16 protein-coding genes and 1 tRNA gene are annotated in these 16,290 nt (G+C 63.6%); 7 read left to right on the top strand and 10 right to left on the bottom strand.

What is annotated here, in order from left to right; translation table 11 throughout:
- Positions 1-46: 46 nt before the first annotated feature.
- Entirely contained in the window at positions 47-532 is a 486-nt protein-coding gene (locus NCS28_RS11740; RefSeq protein WP_250513984.1) for a DciA family protein, read from the bottom strand.
- Between the two features lie 286 nt (positions 533-818).
- Here NCS28_RS11740 and secA point away from each other — a divergent pair, with 286 nt between their 5' ends.
- The 4 genes from secA (at position 819) to NCS28_RS11715 (ending at position 6,346) form a co-directional block, all read left to right on the top strand.
- Positions 819-3,632: a preprotein translocase subunit SecA gene (gene secA / locus NCS28_RS11735; RefSeq protein ID WP_284504827.1), complete on the top strand. Its 2,814-nt coding sequence runs from the start codon at positions 819-821 to the stop codon at positions 3,630-3,632.
- 158 nt (positions 3,633-3,790) lie between these two features.
- Positions 3,791-5,032, top strand: a complete 1,242-nt coding sequence (gene argJ / locus NCS28_RS11725) for a bifunctional glutamate N-acetyltransferase/amino-acid acetyltransferase ArgJ (protein ID WP_250513983.1) — start codon at positions 3,791-3,793, stop codon at positions 5,030-5,032.
- A gap of 22 nt (positions 5,033-5,054) precedes the next feature.
- Positions 5,055-5,918 (top strand): ATP-binding protein, encoded by an 864-nt coding sequence (locus tag NCS28_RS11720; protein ID WP_250513982.1) that lies wholly within the window; start codon positions 5,055-5,057, stop codon positions 5,916-5,918.
- Entirely contained in the window at positions 5,915-6,346 is a 432-nt protein-coding gene (locus tag NCS28_RS11715) for an NUDIX domain-containing protein (protein WP_250513981.1), read from the top strand. The genes NCS28_RS11720 and NCS28_RS11715 overlap by 4 nt, the downstream gene beginning before the upstream one ends.
- 12 nt (positions 6,347-6,358) lie before the next feature.
- Here the strand turns inward: NCS28_RS11715 and yacG are convergent, their stop codons facing one another.
- The 9 genes from yacG to NCS28_RS11670 all read right to left on the bottom strand — a co-directional run bounded on the left by yacG (position 6,359) and on the right by NCS28_RS11670 (position 14,143).
- Positions 6,359-6,550: a DNA gyrase inhibitor YacG gene (gene yacG / locus NCS28_RS11710; RefSeq protein WP_061121493.1), complete on the bottom strand. Its 192-nt coding sequence runs from the start codon at positions 6,548-6,550 to the stop codon at positions 6,359-6,361.
- A 70-nt stretch (positions 6,551-6,620) separates the two neighbouring features.
- Positions 6,621-7,376, bottom strand: a complete 756-nt coding sequence (gene zapD, locus NCS28_RS11705; RefSeq protein ID WP_035510226.1) for a cell division protein ZapD — start codon at positions 7,374-7,376, stop codon at positions 6,621-6,623.
- A gap of 170 nt (positions 7,377-7,546) precedes the next feature.
- Entirely contained in the window at positions 7,547-8,152 is a 606-nt protein-coding gene (gene coaE / locus NCS28_RS11700; RefSeq protein WP_250513980.1) for a dephospho-CoA kinase, read from the bottom strand.
- A 16-nt stretch (positions 8,153-8,168) separates the two neighbouring features.
- Positions 8,169-9,080: a prepilin peptidase gene (locus NCS28_RS11695; RefSeq protein WP_250513979.1), complete on the bottom strand. Its 912-nt coding sequence runs from the start codon at positions 9,078-9,080 to the stop codon at positions 8,169-8,171.
- A 31-nt stretch (positions 9,081-9,111) separates the two neighbouring features.
- The gene (locus NCS28_RS11690) at positions 9,112-10,317 is read right to left on the bottom strand and encodes a type II secretion system F family protein (protein WP_502801180.1); all 1,206 of its coding nucleotides are present in this window, start codon (positions 10,315-10,317) and stop codon (positions 9,112-9,114) included.
- On the bottom strand, positions 10,314-11,528 hold the full coding sequence (locus NCS28_RS11685; RefSeq protein ID WP_250513978.1) for a GspE/PulE family protein: 1,215 nt from the start codon (positions 11,526-11,528) through the stop codon (positions 10,314-10,316). The genes NCS28_RS11690 and NCS28_RS11685 overlap by 4 nt, the downstream gene beginning before the upstream one ends.
- 72 nt (positions 11,529-11,600) lie before the next feature.
- Positions 11,601-12,890 (bottom strand): HlyC/CorC family transporter, encoded by a 1,290-nt coding sequence (locus NCS28_RS11680; RefSeq protein WP_250513977.1) that lies wholly within the window; start codon positions 12,888-12,890, stop codon positions 11,601-11,603.
- 143 nt (positions 12,891-13,033) lie between these two features.
- Positions 13,034-13,110, bottom strand: a tRNA-Pro gene (locus tag NCS28_RS11675).
- A gap of 40 nt (positions 13,111-13,150) precedes the next feature.
- Entirely contained in the window at positions 13,151-14,143 is a 993-nt protein-coding gene (locus tag NCS28_RS11670) for a polyprenyl synthetase family protein (protein WP_250513976.1), read from the bottom strand.
- A 256-nt stretch (positions 14,144-14,399) separates the two neighbouring features.
- On the opposite strand from NCS28_RS11670, the gene rplU reads away from it, so the two are divergent.
- The 3 genes from rplU to cgtA all read left to right on the top strand — a co-directional run bounded on the left by rplU (position 14,400) and on the right by cgtA (position 16,267).
- Positions 14,400-14,711, top strand: a complete 312-nt coding sequence (gene rplU, locus NCS28_RS11665) for a 50S ribosomal protein L21 (RefSeq protein ID WP_035511298.1) — start codon at positions 14,400-14,402, stop codon at positions 14,709-14,711.
- Positions 14,712-14,754: 43 nt separating this feature from the next.
- Positions 14,755-15,015, top strand: a complete 261-nt coding sequence (gene rpmA, locus NCS28_RS11660) for a 50S ribosomal protein L27 (RefSeq protein WP_014192314.1) — start codon at positions 14,755-14,757, stop codon at positions 15,013-15,015.
- Between the two features lie 166 nt (positions 15,016-15,181).
- Complete coding sequence (gene cgtA / locus NCS28_RS11655) at positions 15,182-16,267, top strand: Obg family GTPase CgtA (RefSeq protein ID WP_250513975.1); 1,086 nt, start codon at positions 15,182-15,184, stop codon at positions 16,265-16,267.
- The last annotated feature ends 23 nt before the right edge of the window (positions 16,268-16,290 follow it).

Below are 16,290 nucleotides of genomic sequence, written 5' to 3'. Positions count from 1 at the left end.
AGCAATAATTCCGGCAGTCAAGAATGAGCGGCGGCGAAAGCGCCGCTCATTTTTTTTGCGTGCGCGCCTGGTGACGTGAGGCCATCCGCGCGAGCGCTTCCTGCAGCGGCGACGGCTCTAGCGTGTCAGCCAGCTCCCGCAGCGCCGAAGCGCCCGCCGGCGACATGCGCGCCTGTTTCGGCGGCGCGGGTTCTTTCATCGATTGAGGACGCACGCGAATTTTCAGCGCGTTGACGGCCCAGCCGCGCTGCTGAAGATCGGAAAGCAGGCGCGGCTCCAGATGCCGCAGCCGCGCCGCAAGCGCGTTATGCGCGGCGAAGAGCGCAAGCACGCCGTCCTTGATGAACCCCGGCTCCACGTTCGACGCCAGATAATCCGGCAAGAGCGCGCTCAAATCGCGCTGCAGCGCCGCCACTTGTTCGACGCCCGCGCGCAACGCGCGAAACGCATCGGTGCGATCGAGCACGTCGGCGACGGCTTGCGGCCTGCGTGGATCGAAACGCGACCTTGAATTTGTAGAAAAGCGGCTCATTTTTTGTAGGCGGACGCCCGATGGAACGGTTCGATTGTACGCGAGGCAAGCCATCGTTCCCGGTCGACGGTCTTTTCGGGCGATGCTTGCCGGAAAGCTTTCAACCCGTTGACTGTCGCGCCGCGCCGACGCGCGCACAGGCACGCCAACGCAAGGTCTGCCAAACTCGCGTGCTAAAATTCCCGATTCGAATTTCACCTTATGGACTTAAGTCGCCGAGGTTCTCCGAGCCCGGACGCAGCTTGCACATGCGCCCGTCCGAAGCCGCGACGCAGACACTGATCCGATGACGACCGGTTTCCTTCAGAAGATTTTTGGCAGCCGCAATCAGCGGCTGGTCAAGCAGTATCAAAAGACCGTTGCGGCGATCAATGCCCTCGAGCCGACCGTCGAGAAGTATTCGGACGACCAGCTGCGCGCCAAGACCGACGAGTTCCGCCAACGTGTCGCGGGCGGTGAATCGCTCGACGTGATCCTGCCCGAGGCGTTCGCCGTCTGCCGCGAAGCGAGCAAGCGCGTCCTCAAGATGCGCCACTTCGACGTCCAGCTCATCGGCGGCATGGTCCTGCACTACGGCAAGATCGCCGAAATGCGCACCGGCGAGGGCAAGACGCTCGTCGCGACGCTCGCCGCGTATCTGAATGCGCTGTCGGGCCGCGGCGTGCACGTCGTCACGGTGAACGATTACCTCGCCCAACGCGACGCCGAATGGATGGCGCGTCTCTACAACTTCCTCGGGCTCTCGTGCGGCGTGAATCTGTCGCAGATGGAGCATTCGCAGAAGCAGGAAGCGTACGCGGCGGACATCACCTACGGCACGAACAACGAGTTCGGCTTCGACTATCTGCGCGACAACATGGTCTACGAGACCACCGCGCGCGTGCAGCGGCCGCTCAATTTCGCGATCGTCGACGAAGTGGACTCGATCCTCATCGACGAAGCGCGTACGCCGCTCATCATCTCCGGTCAGGCGGAAGATCACACCGATCTCTACGTGCGCATGAACGCGCTGCCGCCGCTGCTCGAACAGCAGATCGGCGAGGAAAAGGCGGACGGCACTGGCGTCGAAAAGCCGGGCGACTATACGCTCGATGAAAAGGCGCGCCAGGTGTTCCTGACGGAATCGGGGCACGAGAAGGCCGAGCGCCTGCTCGCCGAGTGGGGCCTGATCGGCGAAGGCGAAAGCCTTTACGCGCCGCAGAACATCACGCTGATGCATCACATCTATGCCGCGTTGCGCGCGCATACGCTCTTCCTGCGCGATCAGCATTACGTGGTGCAAAACGGCGAAGTCGTGATCGTCGACGAATTCACGGGCCGCATGATGACCGGCCGCCGCTGGTCGGACGGTCTGCATCAGGCCGTCGAAGCGAAGGAACACGTCCAGATTCAGGCCGAGAACCAGACGCTCGCCTCCATCACGCTGCAGAACTACTTCCGCATGTACGCGAAGCTGTCGGGCATGACCGGCACCGCGGACACGGAAGCGTACGAATTCAACGAAATCTACGGCCTGGAAACGGTCGTGATTCCGACCAATCGTCCGCCGAAGCGCATCGACAAGCAGGATCAGATCTACAAGACGTCGAAGGAACGCTACGACGCGGTGATTCGCGACATCCGCGATTGCGTCGAACGCGGCCAGCCGACGCTCGTCGGCACGACGTCGATCGAAGCGTCGGAACTGCTGTCCAGCCTGCTCACTCAAGCGGGCGTGAAGCACGAAGTGCTCAACGCGAAGCAGCACGCGCGCGAAGCGGCGATTGTCGCGGAAGCGGGCCGTCCGGGCGTCGTCACGATCGCCACGAACATGGCCGGTCGCGGCACGGACATCGTGCTCGGCGGCAACGTCGAGAAGCAGGCGTCGTTCATCGAAGCGGATCTGTCGATTCCCGAGAACGAGAAAGCCGCGCGCATCCAGAAGCTGCACGACGAATGGCAGACGCTGCACGATCACGTGAAGGCGGCGGGCGGTCTGCATATCATCGGCACGGAGCGTCACGAGTCGCGCCGTATCGACAACCAGCTGCGCGGCCGCGCGGGCCGTCAGGGCGACCCGGGTTCGTCGCGCTTCTATCTGTCGCTGGATGACCCGCTCCTGCGCATTTTCGCGGGCGACCGCGTGCGCGCAATCATGGATCGCCTGAAGATGCCGGAAGGCGAGCCGATCGAAGCGGGCATGGTCACGCGCTCGATCGAAGGCGCGCAGCGCAAGGTCGAAGCGCGAAACTTCGATATCCGCAAGCAACTACTCGAATATGACGACGTCGCCAACGATCAGCGCAAGGTCATCTACCAGCAGCGCAACGAACTGCTCGAAGCGAACGACGTGCAGGAAACCATCGCCGCGATGCGCCAGAGCGTGATTGGCGACGTCGTGCGCACATTCGTGCCGGCGGGCAGCATCGAAGAGCAGTGGGAAGCGCCGGAACTGGAAGAAGCGCTGCGCAACGACTGGTCCCTCGACCTCGCCGTGCAGGAGATGATCAACGAGTCGAACTCGATCGACGCCGAAGAGATCTGCGAAGCCGTGCTCGCCGCCGCCGACGAAGCGTACGAAGCGAAGGTCACGCTCGTGGGCCGCGAATCGTTTAGCGCGTTCGAGCGCTCGATCATGCTGCAGACGCTCGACAGCCGCTGGCGCGAGCATCTCGCCGCGCTCGATCATTTGCGTCAGGGCATCCATCTGCGCGGCTATGCGCAGAAGAACCCGAAGCAGGAATACAAGCGCGAGGCGTTCGAACTCTTCGCCGCGATGCTCGACGCCGTCAAGCAGGAAGTCACGCGCGTTGTGATGAACGTGCAGATCCAGTCGCCGGAACAGCTCGAGGAAGCCGCCGAGCAGTACGAAGAGAAGGGCAGCCATCTCGAGAACGTGTCGTTCACGCACGCCGACTTCAACGCGCCCGCCGCGGAACCGACGCCCGCCACGGCCGCGGCGAGCGCCACCGCGCAGATGGTCAGCCAGGCGATGGCCGCCGGCGACGACGTCAGCGTCGTGACGCGCCCCTCGGACGACGTGCCGAAGGTCGGCCGCAACGATCCGTGCCCGTGCGGCAGCGGCAAGAAGTACAAAAACTGTCACGGCAAGCTGGCTTGATCGGCTGCTGACCGGACCCAAGCGACGCAGCGATGCGTCGTTTGTCTTTGCAGGTCTCAACATTTCACGGCGCCGGTCTCGCAAAGCGGGGCGGCGTCAGTCTTTCAAAGCGTGCCGGTCCGATAACCGGCACTCGCCACCTTCAGCGAGACGCGAACATGGCCGTCAACTTCCCCTCGATCGATCCCGCAGCGCTTCATCCCGTCGCCGGCGTCACGCTAGGCTGGGCCGAGGCGAATATCCGCAAGCCCAATCGCAAGGATGTGCTCGTCATTCGCGTCGATGAAGGCGCGAGCGTCGCGGGCGTGTTCACGCAGAACCGATTCTGCGCCGCGCCCGTCACCGTGTGCCGCGAGCATCTCGCGGCGGCGGGCAAGGGCGGCAAGGGCATTCGCGCGCTCGTCGTGAACACCGGCAACGCGAACGCCGGCACGGGCGAGCCGGGCATGGCGCACGCACGCGAGACGTGTGCGGAACTCGCGCGCCTCGCGAACCTCGATGCGCAACAGATCTTGCCGTTCTCCACCGGCGTGATTCTCGAGCCCCTGCCGATCGATCGTCTGAAGGCCGGCCTGCCCGCCGCGCTCGCGAATCAGAAGGCGTCGCACTGGTTCGACGCGGCGCAGGCCATCATGACGACGGACACGTTGCCGAAGGCTGTGTCGCGTCAACTGACGATCGACGGCCACGTCGTCACGTTCTCGGGCATCAGCAAGGGTGCGGGCATGATCAAGCCGAACATGGCGACGATGCTCGGCTTCCTCGCTTTCGATGCCAACGTCGCGCAGCCGGTGCTGGACCAACTGGTGAAGCACGTTGCGGATCGCTCGTTCAACTGCATCACCATTGACGGCGATACGTCGACCAACGATTCGTTCATCCTGATCGCGTCGGGCAAGTCGAGCTTGCCGGCGATCACGTCGACGGATTCGCCCTCGTACGCCGCGTTGCGTGACGCGGTCACCGAAGTGGCGCAGGAACTCGCACAACTCATCGTGCGCGACGGCGAAGGCGCGACGAAATTCATGACGATCACGGTTGAAGGCGGCAAGGACGCGGCGGAATGCCGTCAGATCGCGTATGCGATCGGCCATTCGCCGCTCGTGAAGACGGCGTTCTACGCCTCCGATCCGAACCTCGGCCGCATTCTCGCGGCGATCGGTTATGCGGGCGTGACGGATCTCGACGTCGGCAAGATCGATCTTTATCTTGATGACGTTCTCGTCGCGAAGTCGGGCGGACGAAATCCCGAGTACAAGGAAGAAGACGGCCAGCGCGTGATGAAGAAGAGCGAAATCGCGATTCGCGTGCTGCTCCGACGCGGCGACGCGAACGCGACGATCTGGACCTGCGACCTCTCGCACGATTACGTGAGCATCAACGCCGACTATCGCTCGTAAAAGAACGCGCATCGATACGAACATGGACAAGCTCGAACAATTTCTCACGCGCGCCGAGGCCGTGCTGGCGCGCATCGAAGGCCTGTTGCCGCCGGCGGCGCCCGATATCGACTGGGAATCCGCGGTGGCGTTTCGCTGGCGCAAGCGCCAAGGGCGCGGTTTTCTGCAACCGGTGCCGGCAATCTCGCAAATTTCGCTCGACGACCTTCAGAACATCGATCGTCAAAAAGGCCTGATTCAGCAGAACACGCAGCAGTTCGTGAACAAGATGCCCGCGAACAATGTTCTGCTGACGGGCGCGCGCGGCACGGGCAAGTCGTCGCTGATCAAGGCGTGTCTGAACGCCTACTCGAAGGACGGTCTGCGTCTCATCGAAGTCGACAAGGACGACCTGCACGATCTCGGCGATATCGTCGATCTGATCTCGACGCGGCCCGAGCGCTTCATCGTGTTCTGCGACGATCTTTCCTTCGAGGAGGGCGAGTCGGGCTACAAGGCGCTGAAGGTTGCGCTCGACGGTTCGGTCGCGGCGCAATCGGACAACGTCCTGATCTACGCGACGTCGAACCGTCGTCATTTGTTGCCCGAATACATGAGCGACAACGAGACGTACAAGCACACGTCCGATGGCGAGATTCACCCCGGCGAAGTGGTCGAGGAAAAGATCTCGCTGTCCGAACGCTTCGGCCTGTGGGTCAGCTTCTACCCGTTCAAGCAGGACGACTATTTGTCGATCGTCGGACATTGGCTGAAGCACTTCGGCTGCGATGAGGCGGAAGTCGAAAGCGCTCGCGGCGATGCCCTCGTGTGGGCGCTGGAACGCGGGTCGCGCTCGGGGCGCGTCGCGTGGCAATTCGCGCGTGACTGGTCGGGCCGCAAACAATGACCGAATCGAAGAGCGACCTTGCGCCCGATGGCCGCAAGGTGACGGAAGTGGCCGTCGGCGTGATGGTGCAGCACGATGGGCGTTATCTGCTCGCGCAGCGGCCCGCCGGCAAACCGTACGAGGGTTACTGGGAGTTTCCCGGCGGCAAGCTCGAACCGGGCGAGAGCATAGAGGCGGCGCTTGGGCGCGAGTTGCACGAGGAATTGGGTATCGACGTCACCGCGTGTCAGCTCTGGCGCACGCTCGAGCATGATTACCCGCACGCGTACGTGCGTCTTTTTTTCTGCAAGGTGACGGACTGGAAGGGCACGCCGCTCGGGCGTGAAGGTCAGGCGATTGCCTGGCAAACGCTTCCTGTCGAAGTCGCTCCGCTTCTGCCCGCGGCTATTCCGATCCTCGAATGGCTCGAAGAAGAAGAGCGCGAATAAGCGGAGCGAAGGTCAGTTCAGACCGCCGCGCGTATCGTCGTCCGGCGGCGTTTCCTGCGAGTTACCTGAAATCTTGTACTTCTCGGCCGCCCACGCGCCGAGATCGATCTGCTTGCAGCGCTCGGAGCAGAACGGGCGAAAGCGGTTTTCCGGAACCCAGCGGACATCCTTGCCGCAGGTCGGGCATTTGACGACAGTAGTCATGACGGTAAGACGTGGCGAATCGCGCCGGCTTGGATGGACATCCGATCCATATGGGGCCGGCCGATTCTATTCAAAGGCTGCAAAGCGTCAGATGAAATGGCACGTCCACGTCGACGGCGCGCGGCTTCAGATCGCCGTCTTGTACCGTGAAGCGTACCCACAGCATGTACTTGTTCGCGCTCGCTTCGGGAATCACACGCGTGTCCGGCGAAACGCGCACTTGCATGAGTTGATAGGTGCGGCCGGACAACATCTGCTGATAGCTGCCCTGCATCGCCATGACTTTCGATGCCTGACCCGATTCACGCGCGAGCCGCAACACGATGGCCGCCGCGTCGCGTAAGGCGAGCATCGGCATGACCCATTTCGCGATGTCCTGACGCCGTTCTTCGACGGGCAACTGCTGCCACGCGTAATACGACGGCAGATCGAACTTGCACGTTCCGCCCGGGATGATCGTGCGGCTGCGGATGCTCGCGAGCCATTCGTTGTCGGCGAGATGCTGACCGGTCTTGCCGTGCATGTCGGTGAGGCCGCCGAGCGTCTGCTCGATCTCGCCGAGCACGGCTTCGAGCGCTTCCTGTTCGATCCCCGGATTGCCACGGAATGGCGCGAGCGTCTGCCGCTGCCGCTCCAGTTCCTTCATGAGGTCGGCCTTGAGATCCGTGCGGCCGGCGACTTCGGCGATCTCAAAGAGCGTCGTGAGCGCGACGTGATGTTCTCGCGCGTCTTCCTGAGTCAGAAAGAACGTGAAGCGCTCGAACAGGTCTTCGAGGCGCAGCAGCGTTCGGATTCGCTCGTTGAAGGGATACTCGTAAAGGATCAAGCGCGCTCGCCTCGGCGTGGGTCGGTTGCTTCCATGAGCGGAAGTGAGCACATTCTAATGCCGCATCCTCACCCCTAGCAAATCGGGGCATATTCGGCCGCCATACTGCTTGTTTCGGCGCAAATTCGGGAACTTTTCGACGATTTGGCGAACTCAGGCGAACCGTCACCTTATGCGGACGACAGCGAAAGATAGCGCGCGTGCAACGCGTCGACTTGCTGCGCGAGTGAGTCGTGGGTGGCCGTTTCGTCGTTGACGACTATATCGTCCGCTGCCACGAGCCGCGCTTCGCGCGACGCCTGCTTCGCGATGATCGCGAGAACCTGTTCGCGCGTGAAGCCGTTGCGCCGCATGACACGCGCAATCTGCGTCTCGACTGGACAATCCACGACGAGAACGCGCGACACGCGCGCCGCCCATTCGCCCGACTCGACCAGGAGCGGCACGACCACGATGTGATACGCGCCTTGCGCCGCGAGTGTCTGGCGCTCCGTCTCGGCGCGAATCAACGGATGCACGATGCGTTCGAGGCGCGCTTTCGCCGTGTCGTCGGCGAAGACGAGCGTGCGCATCTTCGCGCGATCGAGCGAGCCGTCCACTGCGATGAAATCGTCGCCGAATTCGCTCGCGATGAGCGGCATCGCGACGCCGTCCGGCGCGGTGATCCGGTGCGCGATCAGATCCGTGTCGATCAGCGGCACGCCGCGCGCCGCGAACAGATCCGCGACGGTGCTCTTGCCGCTGCCGATTCCGCCGGTGAGACCAATGCTGAACATCCGTTGCTCCCTTCGATCATCCCAACAATGAATAGAGCGGTGTGCCGACGAAGAGCGTGATCGCTCCGCCCGCCGCGAGGAACGGCCCGAACGGCAAGGGCTCCTCGAAACGCATGCGCTTGCGCCACGTCGCGACGATGCCGAACGCCGCGCCCGCGACGGCAGCGATCAGGACCACTTGCGCAAGCGCGGACCAGCCGAGCCACGCGCCGATCGCCGCGAGCAGTTTGAAGTCGCCGTAGCCCATGCCTTCTACGCCGCGCACGAGCTTGAAGAGCCAGTACACGCACCACAGGAAGAGATAACCGGCGATCGCGCCTGTGATGGCGTCGTGCAGCGTCGCGAATCCGCCTTCGCCGAAATTGACGATGAGCCCCGCCCACAGCAGCGGCAACGTCAGCACATCGGGAAGATAGCGCGTGTCGTAGTCGATGAGACCGGCCGTCAGCAAGGTCGCGCACAGTCCGAACGCAGCCATCGCGGGCCAGGTAGGACCGTAGGCGTAGAGCGAGAGCGCGGCGAGCGCGCCGCTCGCGAGTTCGACCAGCGGATAGCGCGGGCTCACGCGCGCGCCGCACGCCGAGCAACGCCCGCGCAACGCGAGATAGCTGATGACGGGAATGTTCTCCCACGCGCGCAGCACATGCTTGCAGTGCGGACAGGCGCTGCGCGGCACGGCGAGATTGAAGCGTTCGGGATACGGATCGGCTGAAGGCTTCGGCGCTTCGGGTATGGCCGCGTCGACTTCCGCGCGCCACGCGCGTTCGAGCATGACCGGCAGGCGATGCACGACGACGGTAAGAAAACTGCCGATCACCAGACCGAACACAATGGCGAATCCGTACTGCGCGGCCACGGGAAGCGCGGCGAACGCCGCCAGATAGCGGCTCGCGAATTGCGCGGCGGACGGATCGAACGAAGGCTGCATGATGGACGAACGGTTGCTTTGGCCCGCGATGCTACACCACGTTGCCGAGCTGAATGATAGGAAGATACATTGCGATGACGAGTCCGCCCACGAGCGCGCCCAGCACCGCGATGACGATCGGCTCGCAAAGGCTCGCGAACACGCCGATGCGCTCGTCGACCTGACGATCCGCCAGCGTGGCTAGATCCAGAAGCATCGCATCGAGCGAGCCCGATTCTTCGGCGACCGCGATCGGCTGCACGACGTCTTGCGGAAAGCAGCCGGCGGCGCGCATGGCGGCGGCGAGACGCTCGCCGTTGCGCAGGCGCGCGGCGATGTCGACCGTGGCGCGGTCGAACACGCGATTGCCCGTCGCGTGCGTGAGCGAGTCGAAGGCGTCCGACAGCGGCGTGCCCGCCGACAGCAGCGTGCCCAGCGCGCGGGTCCATCGGGCGACAGCGAGAGAGCGCAACAGCTTGCCAGCGAGCGGCAGGCGCAACGCCGCGCGATCGGCCGTCTCGCGCGCATCGGGCGAACGCTTCATCCAGCGTGACAGCACGATCGCCGCACACGCGCATGCGACGACGAACGGCACGCCAGCCTGCGCGACGCCGTCCGACAGCGCGAGCACGAAGCGCGTCGGCGCGGGCAGCGCGGCGCCGAAACCGTCGAAGATCGTCTTGAAGGTCGGCACGACGCCGATCAGCAAACCCGCGGTGATCGCGAGCGAAAGCAGCAGCACCATCACAGGATAGGTGAGAGCGGCGCGCAGTCGGGCACGTTGCGATGCGGCGCGCTCGCGATCGTCGGCGAGGCGGGCGAGCACGGCTGGCAGTGCGCCCGCCACTTCGCCGACCGAGACGAGCTGACAATACAGCGCGCCGAACGCCGCGGGATGCTGAGCGAGTGCGGTCGAGAACGATACGCCGCGGGTGATGTCGCGGGCCAGCGAGCGCACGATGCGCGCCAGTCCGCCAGCCGTGGCGCTGCCGGCGAGCAATTCGAGCGCGCCAGCGAGCGGCAGGCCCGCGCGCAGCAGCCCGGCGAGTTGTCGCGTGAAGACGGTCACGTCAGCGGTCTTCGCTTTGGGCGGCGGCGCGGCGCCCAGCATGTCGAGCCCCGTGACGATCAGGCCTTCCCGACGCAGCGAGTTGCGGGCCGAAAGCGCGTCGGCGGCGATGATCTTTCCCTGCTTTGGCCTGCCTTCGGCGTCCATCCCGCGCCAGGCGAAGCGCAATTCGGGCGTGTGATTCATCATGCGGTCTCCGTCGCGTCGGCCGCCTCCGCGACGCTCGTCACGCCCTCGCGGACGCGGGCGAAGGCCGCGTCGCGCAGCGAGGGCATGCCCTGCGCCTGCGCCGCTCGCGCGATCGCATGCGTTGCCGCGCGCGAGACGATCAGTTCGCGCAGTTCGTCCGATACCGGCATCACCTGATGTACGCCGACGCGCCCGCGATAGCCGATGCCATGACACGCCGGACAGCCGCGCGCTTCGAACGGATGAAACCCGTCCGCGAGCGGAAACGCCGATCGCACGCGGCACAACTCGCACAGCTTGCGCACGAGCCGTTGCGCGGTCACGAGCCTGAGCGCGGACGCGAGGTTGTAAGGCGCCACGCCGATATCGACGAGCCGCGCGATCGCGGCTGGCGCATCGTTGGTGTGCAATGTCGAGAGCACGAGATGTCCCGTCTGCGCGGCCTTCACGGCGACATCCGCGGTTTCGGCGTCGCGAATTTCGCCGACCATGATCACGTCCGGATCCTGACGCATGAACGCGCGCAGCGCCACCGCAAAGCTCAGCCCCGCCTTTTCGCGCACGCTCACCTGATTAATGCCCGCGAGTTGAATCTCGATGGGATCTTCGACGGAGCACACGTTGCGCGCTTCGGCATTGAGCATCTGAAGGAAGCAGTAGAGCGACAGCGTTTTGCCGCTGCCAGTCGGGCCCGTCACGAGGATGAGACCGTGCGGCGCGCGAATCGCCGATTCGACCGCGCCGCTTTGCGCAGCGTCGAGGCCGAGCGCGGCGAGCGAGAGATCGGGCGGCAGCTCGTCGAGCCGGCGCAGCACGAGCTTTTCGCCGAAGAGCGTCGGCAGCGAGTTGACGCGATAGTCGCCGATCCGCCCGCCCGGAAGCGTCAGACGCAGCCGGCCGTCCTGCGGCACGCGCCGCTCGGCGATGTCCATGCGCGCCAGCACCTTGATGCGCGTGACGAACGCGTCGCGCAGATGCGGCGGCGGACGCTTCAACACATGCAGCGCGCCATCGACGCGCAGTCTGATGCGCCAGTCGTGCTCCGATGGCTCGACGTGGATATCCGATGCGCCACGCTCGGCGGCTTCGCGCAGTGTGTCGGTGAGCAGCGAGACGGCGGGCGTTTCGTCGGACGTGCTGTCGCGGGCCGCCTCGGACGCGCGGGCCGGGCGCGCGAAAGTGTCGGAAGCGTCGCGGGAAGGGGAAATCATGGCGTCGAGCGTCGGAGTCGAGATGAATCGATCATCCCGCCCGCCGTCACCGGCGCACAGTCGTCCGAATGGCTAACGCAGCGCGCGTTTCGCGGCCGCGAGCGGCCGGAAAATCTTGACGGTGCGGATCGCCTGATCGTCGCTGCGCATGACTTCGACGGTCACATCGCCGATGCGCACCGACACGTCGCCGTCCGGAATGTCTTCGAGCGTTTCGAGAATCAGGCCGTTGAGCGTTTTCGGGCCGTCCGTCGGCAGCGTCAGATGCAGCCAGCGATTCAGTTCGCGCAGCGGCATGCTGCCCGCGACGATGCATTCGCCATTCTCGTCCCAGCCGCCGCGCGAGCCGGCACCGCGCGGAATCGTCGTCGTGAATTCGCCGATCAATTCCTCGATGATGTCTTCCGGCGTCACGAGCCCTTGCAGCTCGCCATATTCGTCGACCACGATAGCGATGCGGTGGCCGCTTTCCTGGAAGAACTGCAATTGCTGGAACACCGGTGTGCCGGCCGGCACGAAATAAGGCTCGGTGAGCAGTTCGCGCAGCGTTTCGCGTTCGAGCTCCTGGTTATGCAGCGCGGAGAGCGTCTTGCGTACATGCAGGATGCCGAGGACGCGGTCGATATCGCCCTGAAAGACGACGAGCTTGTTGTGATAGCACGTCTCGAGCTGATGCAGGATCTGCTCGAAAGGCGCATCGAAGTCGAGCGCTTCGATGCGCCGGCGCGGGATCATCACGTCGTCGACGGTGATGTTCTCCAGATCGAACAGATTGAGCAGGATGCTGCGGTGCTTGGTCGGCATGAAGCTGCCGGTTTCCAGCACGATGGTGCGCAGTTCTTCGGGCGATATCCGTTGATCGCGCTTGTTTTTCGTGTTGATGTGGAGCGCGGCGAGGATCGCGTTGGCGAACAGATTGACGAACCAGATCAGCGGCCGCGCGATGCGCATGAGCGGCGCGAGCACGAGACTCGCGGGCAGCGCCACTTTTTCCGGATACGTCGCGCCGACGATCTTCGGCGCGATTTCCGCGAACACGATAATCAGGAACGCGATGACGCCCGTCGTGATCGACAGGACGAGGTTGTTATGACCGAAGGTCCGCAGCGCGATCGATGTCGTGAGCACCGGGATAATCGTGTTGATCAGGTTGTTGCCGATCAGGATCACGGAGAGAAGCTGGTCGGTCTTCGCGAGCAGCCCTTGCGTCGTGCGCGCGCGGAGCGATCCCTGGCTCGCCAGATATTTCAGGCGATGGCGATTGAGCGCCATCATCGACGTTTCGGAAATCGAGAAGAAGCCGGAAAGGAAGAGAAGCAGAAAAATGGCGCAAATTTGCGCCCATAAGGGAAGGTTGTCCACGCGGTGATCGAGTAGGGGCGGAGATGGGAGGCAATATAGCAGACGGGGCGGAAGGCCCGCCCTGGCCGTTTGGCAAGCGTACGCGGATTCGTGCGCCGGAAATAAAAAACCCGCATGGCGGACCATGCGGGTTTTTGAAATTCTGGTCGGGGTGAGAGGATTCGAACCTCCGGCCTCTACGTCCCGAACGTAGCGCTCTACCAGGCTAAGCTACACCCCGAATTCGACCAACTTGGACTCTTACGCCTTTTCAGTCTCGTTCAAGACTGCCTCGACGTCGAGTAAGAACATAATTCTAGCAGGCTCTCTTTATAGATGGAAGAGGGAAACGAAGAAATCGCGTTCGCTGCTGCTTCGGCTTCCTTGCGCGCGCACGCCAGCGTGTGATCGAGCGCGCCGGATGTGGTGATCGCGTCGAAAATGGTCTCGAAACGATCAGTGCCGCCTTGCTCGATCGCCTCACGCGCGAGCGCCGCCTGTTCCGGCGTGCCGTGTTCCATCAGATAGATGAGCGGTAAAGTCGGTTTGCCTTCGCGCAGGTCGTCGCCGGCGTTCTTGCCCATCGATTCCGGCGTGCCCGTGTAGTCGAGCCAGTCGTCCATGATCTGGAACGCCGTGCCGATGCGCCGGCCGAATTCCGCCGCCGCCGCTTCGGTGCGGGCATCGGCGCCCGAGAGCACCGCGCCGAGTTGCGCCGCCGCTTCGAACAGCTTCGCCGTCTTGTAGCGAATCACCTGCATGTAACGCGCTTCGTCGACGTCCGGGTCGTGCATGTTGAGCAACTGCAGGACTTCGCCCTCGGAAATGATGTTGGTCGCGACGGAGAGAATCTCCATCACGCGCATCTTCCCGACGCTCACCATCATCTCGAACGAGCGCGAGTACAGGAAGTCGCCGACCAGCACGCTTGCCGCGTTGCCGAACAGCGCGTTCGCCGTCTTGCGGCCGCGCCGCAGATCGGATTCGTCGACGACGTCGTCGTGCAGCAGCGTCGCCGTATGGATGAACTCGACCACGGCGGCCAGTTCGTGGCGATGTCCGGTCGTGTCGCCCAGCGCGCCGGACACCAGGAGCAGCAGCGCCGGGCGCAGCCGCTTGCCGCCTGCGCCGATGATGTACTCCGAAATCTGGTTGATCAGCATCACTTCTGATGCCAGGCGCTGCCGGATGACGCGATTGACGTGCTGCATGTCCTCGGCGATCGGGGCAAGCAGCGCGGCGGCGTTGGGGGAGGAAGTGGCGGTGGACGACATGATCGGCAGTAAAGGTAATCCGGCGGATTATAAGGCGAATCCGACAGACGACGGGACTCGGCAGTGTCGATTCGCGCGATGTCGGCGAAATTCAGACACGATTCGCTTCGTTTTCGCCGAGGTTGGGATCCGGATCGCCCGCCGCGCCGCGTGCGCGGGAAACGTCACGGCACTTTGACGTCGAGCGTAACCCTATGTATAATCGCGTGTTTTCCCCGCGTGGTGCGTGGAAAAAGATTTTTGAGTGAGGTTCTCAATGTACGCGGTCATAAAAACCGGCGGCAAGCAGTACAAAGTTGCCGTTGGCGAAAAATTGAAAGTAGAACAGATACCGGCAGACATTGACGCTGAAATCACGCTCGACCAGGTTCTCGCAGTAGGCGAAGGCGAATCGATTAAGTTCGGTACGCCGCTGGTGGGTGGGGCTTCCGTCAAGGCTACCGTCGTGTCGCAAGGTCGTCACAAGAAAGTGACCATCTTCAAGATGCGTCGCCGGAAGCACTACCAAAAGCACGCTGGCCATCGCCAGAACTACACCGAACTGCGCATCGACGCGATCAACGCCTAAGGCGCGATCGTTTCGCACAGATATCGGTTAAGGAGCTAATGAAATGGCACACAAAAAAGCAGGCGGGTCTTCCCGCAACGGCCGCGACTCCGAGTCGAAACGCCTCGGCGTGAAGGTGTACGGCGGCCAGGCAATCAACGCGGGCGGCATCATCGTTCGCCAGCGCGGCACGCGCATGCATCCGGGTGAGAACGTCGGCATCGGCAAGGATCACACCCTGTTCGCGCTGGCCGACGGTCACGTCAAGTTCGTGACCAAGGGCGCTGCGAGGAAGCACACGGTCGTCGTCGTCCCGGCAGCGTAAATTTTACGCACGGGCTTCAGGACCGAAAAAAGGCCCCGCGAAGTTCGCGGGGCCTTTTTCATTTGATGCGTGCAAATGCGGCGCATCGGGTGAATTTGAGGATATCGGTGACCGGCAACGCCAGGTCACGGCAAAATAGCTGCAAGTACACGGGACGGAGCAACGCATGAAGTTCATTGACGAAGCGAGGATCGAAGTCATCGCCGGCGACGGAGGAGATGGCAGCGCGTCGATGCGTCGCGAAAAGTTCGTCCCGTTCGGCGGGCCGGACGGCGGCGACGGCGGCCGCGGCGGCAGCGTCTACGCAGTCGCCGATCGCAATATCAACACGCTGATCGACTATCGGTTTTCCAAGAAGCATCAGGCGCGCAACGGCGAAAACGGCCGCGGCGCGGATTGCTACGGCAAGGGCGGCGACGACATCGCGCTGCGCATGCCCGTCGGCACCATCATTTCGGATCAGGAAACGGGCGAAATCATAGCGGACCTGACCGAGCATAATCAGCAAGTGTTGATCGCGCAGGGCGGCGCGGGCGGCCTCGGCAACCTGCATTTCAAGTCGAGCACAAACCGCGCGCCGCGTCAGAAGACCGACGGCAAGCCGGGCGAGCGCCGCATGCTCAGGCTCGAACTGAAAGTGCTGGCCGACGTCGGTCTGCTCGGCATGCCGAACGCGGGAAAATCCACTTTCATCTCGTCGGTGTCGAACGCGCGGCCGAAGATCGCGGATTATCCGTTCACGACGCTCGCGCCGAATCTCGGCGTGGTGCGCGTCGGGCCGAGCAAGAGCTTCGTGATCGCCGACATTCCCGGTCTAATCGAAGGCGCGGCGGAAGGCGCGGGGCTGGGGCATCGCTTCCTGCGTCACCTGCAGCGCACCGGCGTGCTGCTGCATCTCGTCGACATGGCGCCGTTCGATGAAAACGTCGATCCTGTGGCCGAAGCGAGGGCCATCGTCAACGAACTGCGCAAGTACGACGAGGCGCTCTACGAGAAGCCGCGCTGGCTCGTGCTGAACAAGCTCGACATGGTGCCGGAAGACGAGCGCGAGGCGCGTATCGCCGATTTCGTCGAGCGCTTCCAGTGGGACGGTCCGGTGTTCGAGATTTCGGCGCTGACGGGCCAGGGCTGCGAGGCGCTCACGTACGCGATTTACGACTACATCTCGCAGCATTCGGACGCATCGCGCGCGGCGGAAGCGGAAGATCTCGCCGCCGACGTGCGCTTTCGCGACGACGCAGCGAAGGAATAAAAGCAACCACGAGGAGAAAGCGC

It is taken from the genome of Caballeronia sp. INDeC2 (genome assembly GCF_023631325.1).
Lineage (GTDB): Bacteria > Pseudomonadota > Gammaproteobacteria > Burkholderiales > Burkholderiaceae > Caballeronia.
This window is presented reverse-complemented; position numbering and strand designations above follow the sequence as displayed.

What these genes read in the sequence shown, in the direction of transcription:
- NCS28_RS11690 (WP_502801180.1), bottom strand. Translation starts at nt 10,317, where the DNA reads ATGATGAATCACACGCCCGAATTGCGCTTCGCCTGGCGCGGGATGGAC.
- NCS28_RS11685 (WP_250513978.1), bottom strand. Translation starts at nt 11,528, where the DNA reads ATGATTTCCCCTTCCCGCGACGCTTCCGACACTTTCGCGCGCCCGGCC.
- cgtA (WP_250513975.1), top strand. Translation starts at nt 15,182, where the DNA reads ATGAAGTTCATTGACGAAGCGAGGATCGAAGTCATCGCCGGCGACGGA.
- NCS28_RS11740 (WP_250513984.1), bottom strand. Translation starts at nt 532, where the DNA reads ATGAGCCGCTTTTCTACAAATTCAAGGTCGCGTTTCGATCCACGCAGG.
- coaE (WP_250513980.1), bottom strand. Translation starts at nt 8,152, where the DNA reads ATGTTCAGCATTGGTCTCACCGGCGGAATCGGCAGCGGCAAGAGCACC.
- NCS28_RS11720 (WP_250513982.1), top strand. Translation starts at nt 5,055, where the DNA reads ATGGACAAGCTCGAACAATTTCTCACGCGCGCCGAGGCCGTGCTGGCG.
- yacG (WP_061121493.1), bottom strand. Translation starts at nt 6,550, where the DNA reads ATGACTACTGTCGTCAAATGCCCGACCTGCGGCAAGGATGTCCGCTGG.
- NCS28_RS11670 (WP_250513976.1), bottom strand. Translation starts at nt 14,143, where the DNA reads ATGTCGTCCACCGCCACTTCCTCCCCCAACGCCGCCGCGCTGCTTGCC.
- NCS28_RS11715 (WP_250513981.1), top strand. Translation starts at nt 5,915, where the DNA reads ATGACCGAATCGAAGAGCGACCTTGCGCCCGATGGCCGCAAGGTGACG.
- argJ (WP_250513983.1), top strand. Translation starts at nt 3,791, where the DNA reads ATGGCCGTCAACTTCCCCTCGATCGATCCCGCAGCGCTTCATCCCGTC.
- rplU (WP_035511298.1), top strand. Translation starts at nt 14,400, where the DNA reads ATGTACGCGGTCATAAAAACCGGCGGCAAGCAGTACAAAGTTGCCGTT.
- NCS28_RS11695 (WP_250513979.1), bottom strand. Translation starts at nt 9,080, where the DNA reads ATGCAGCCTTCGTTCGATCCGTCCGCCGCGCAATTCGCGAGCCGCTAT.
- secA (WP_284504827.1), top strand. Translation starts at nt 819, where the DNA reads ATGACGACCGGTTTCCTTCAGAAGATTTTTGGCAGCCGCAATCAGCGG.
- rpmA (WP_014192314.1), top strand. Translation starts at nt 14,755, where the DNA reads ATGGCACACAAAAAAGCAGGCGGGTCTTCCCGCAACGGCCGCGACTCC.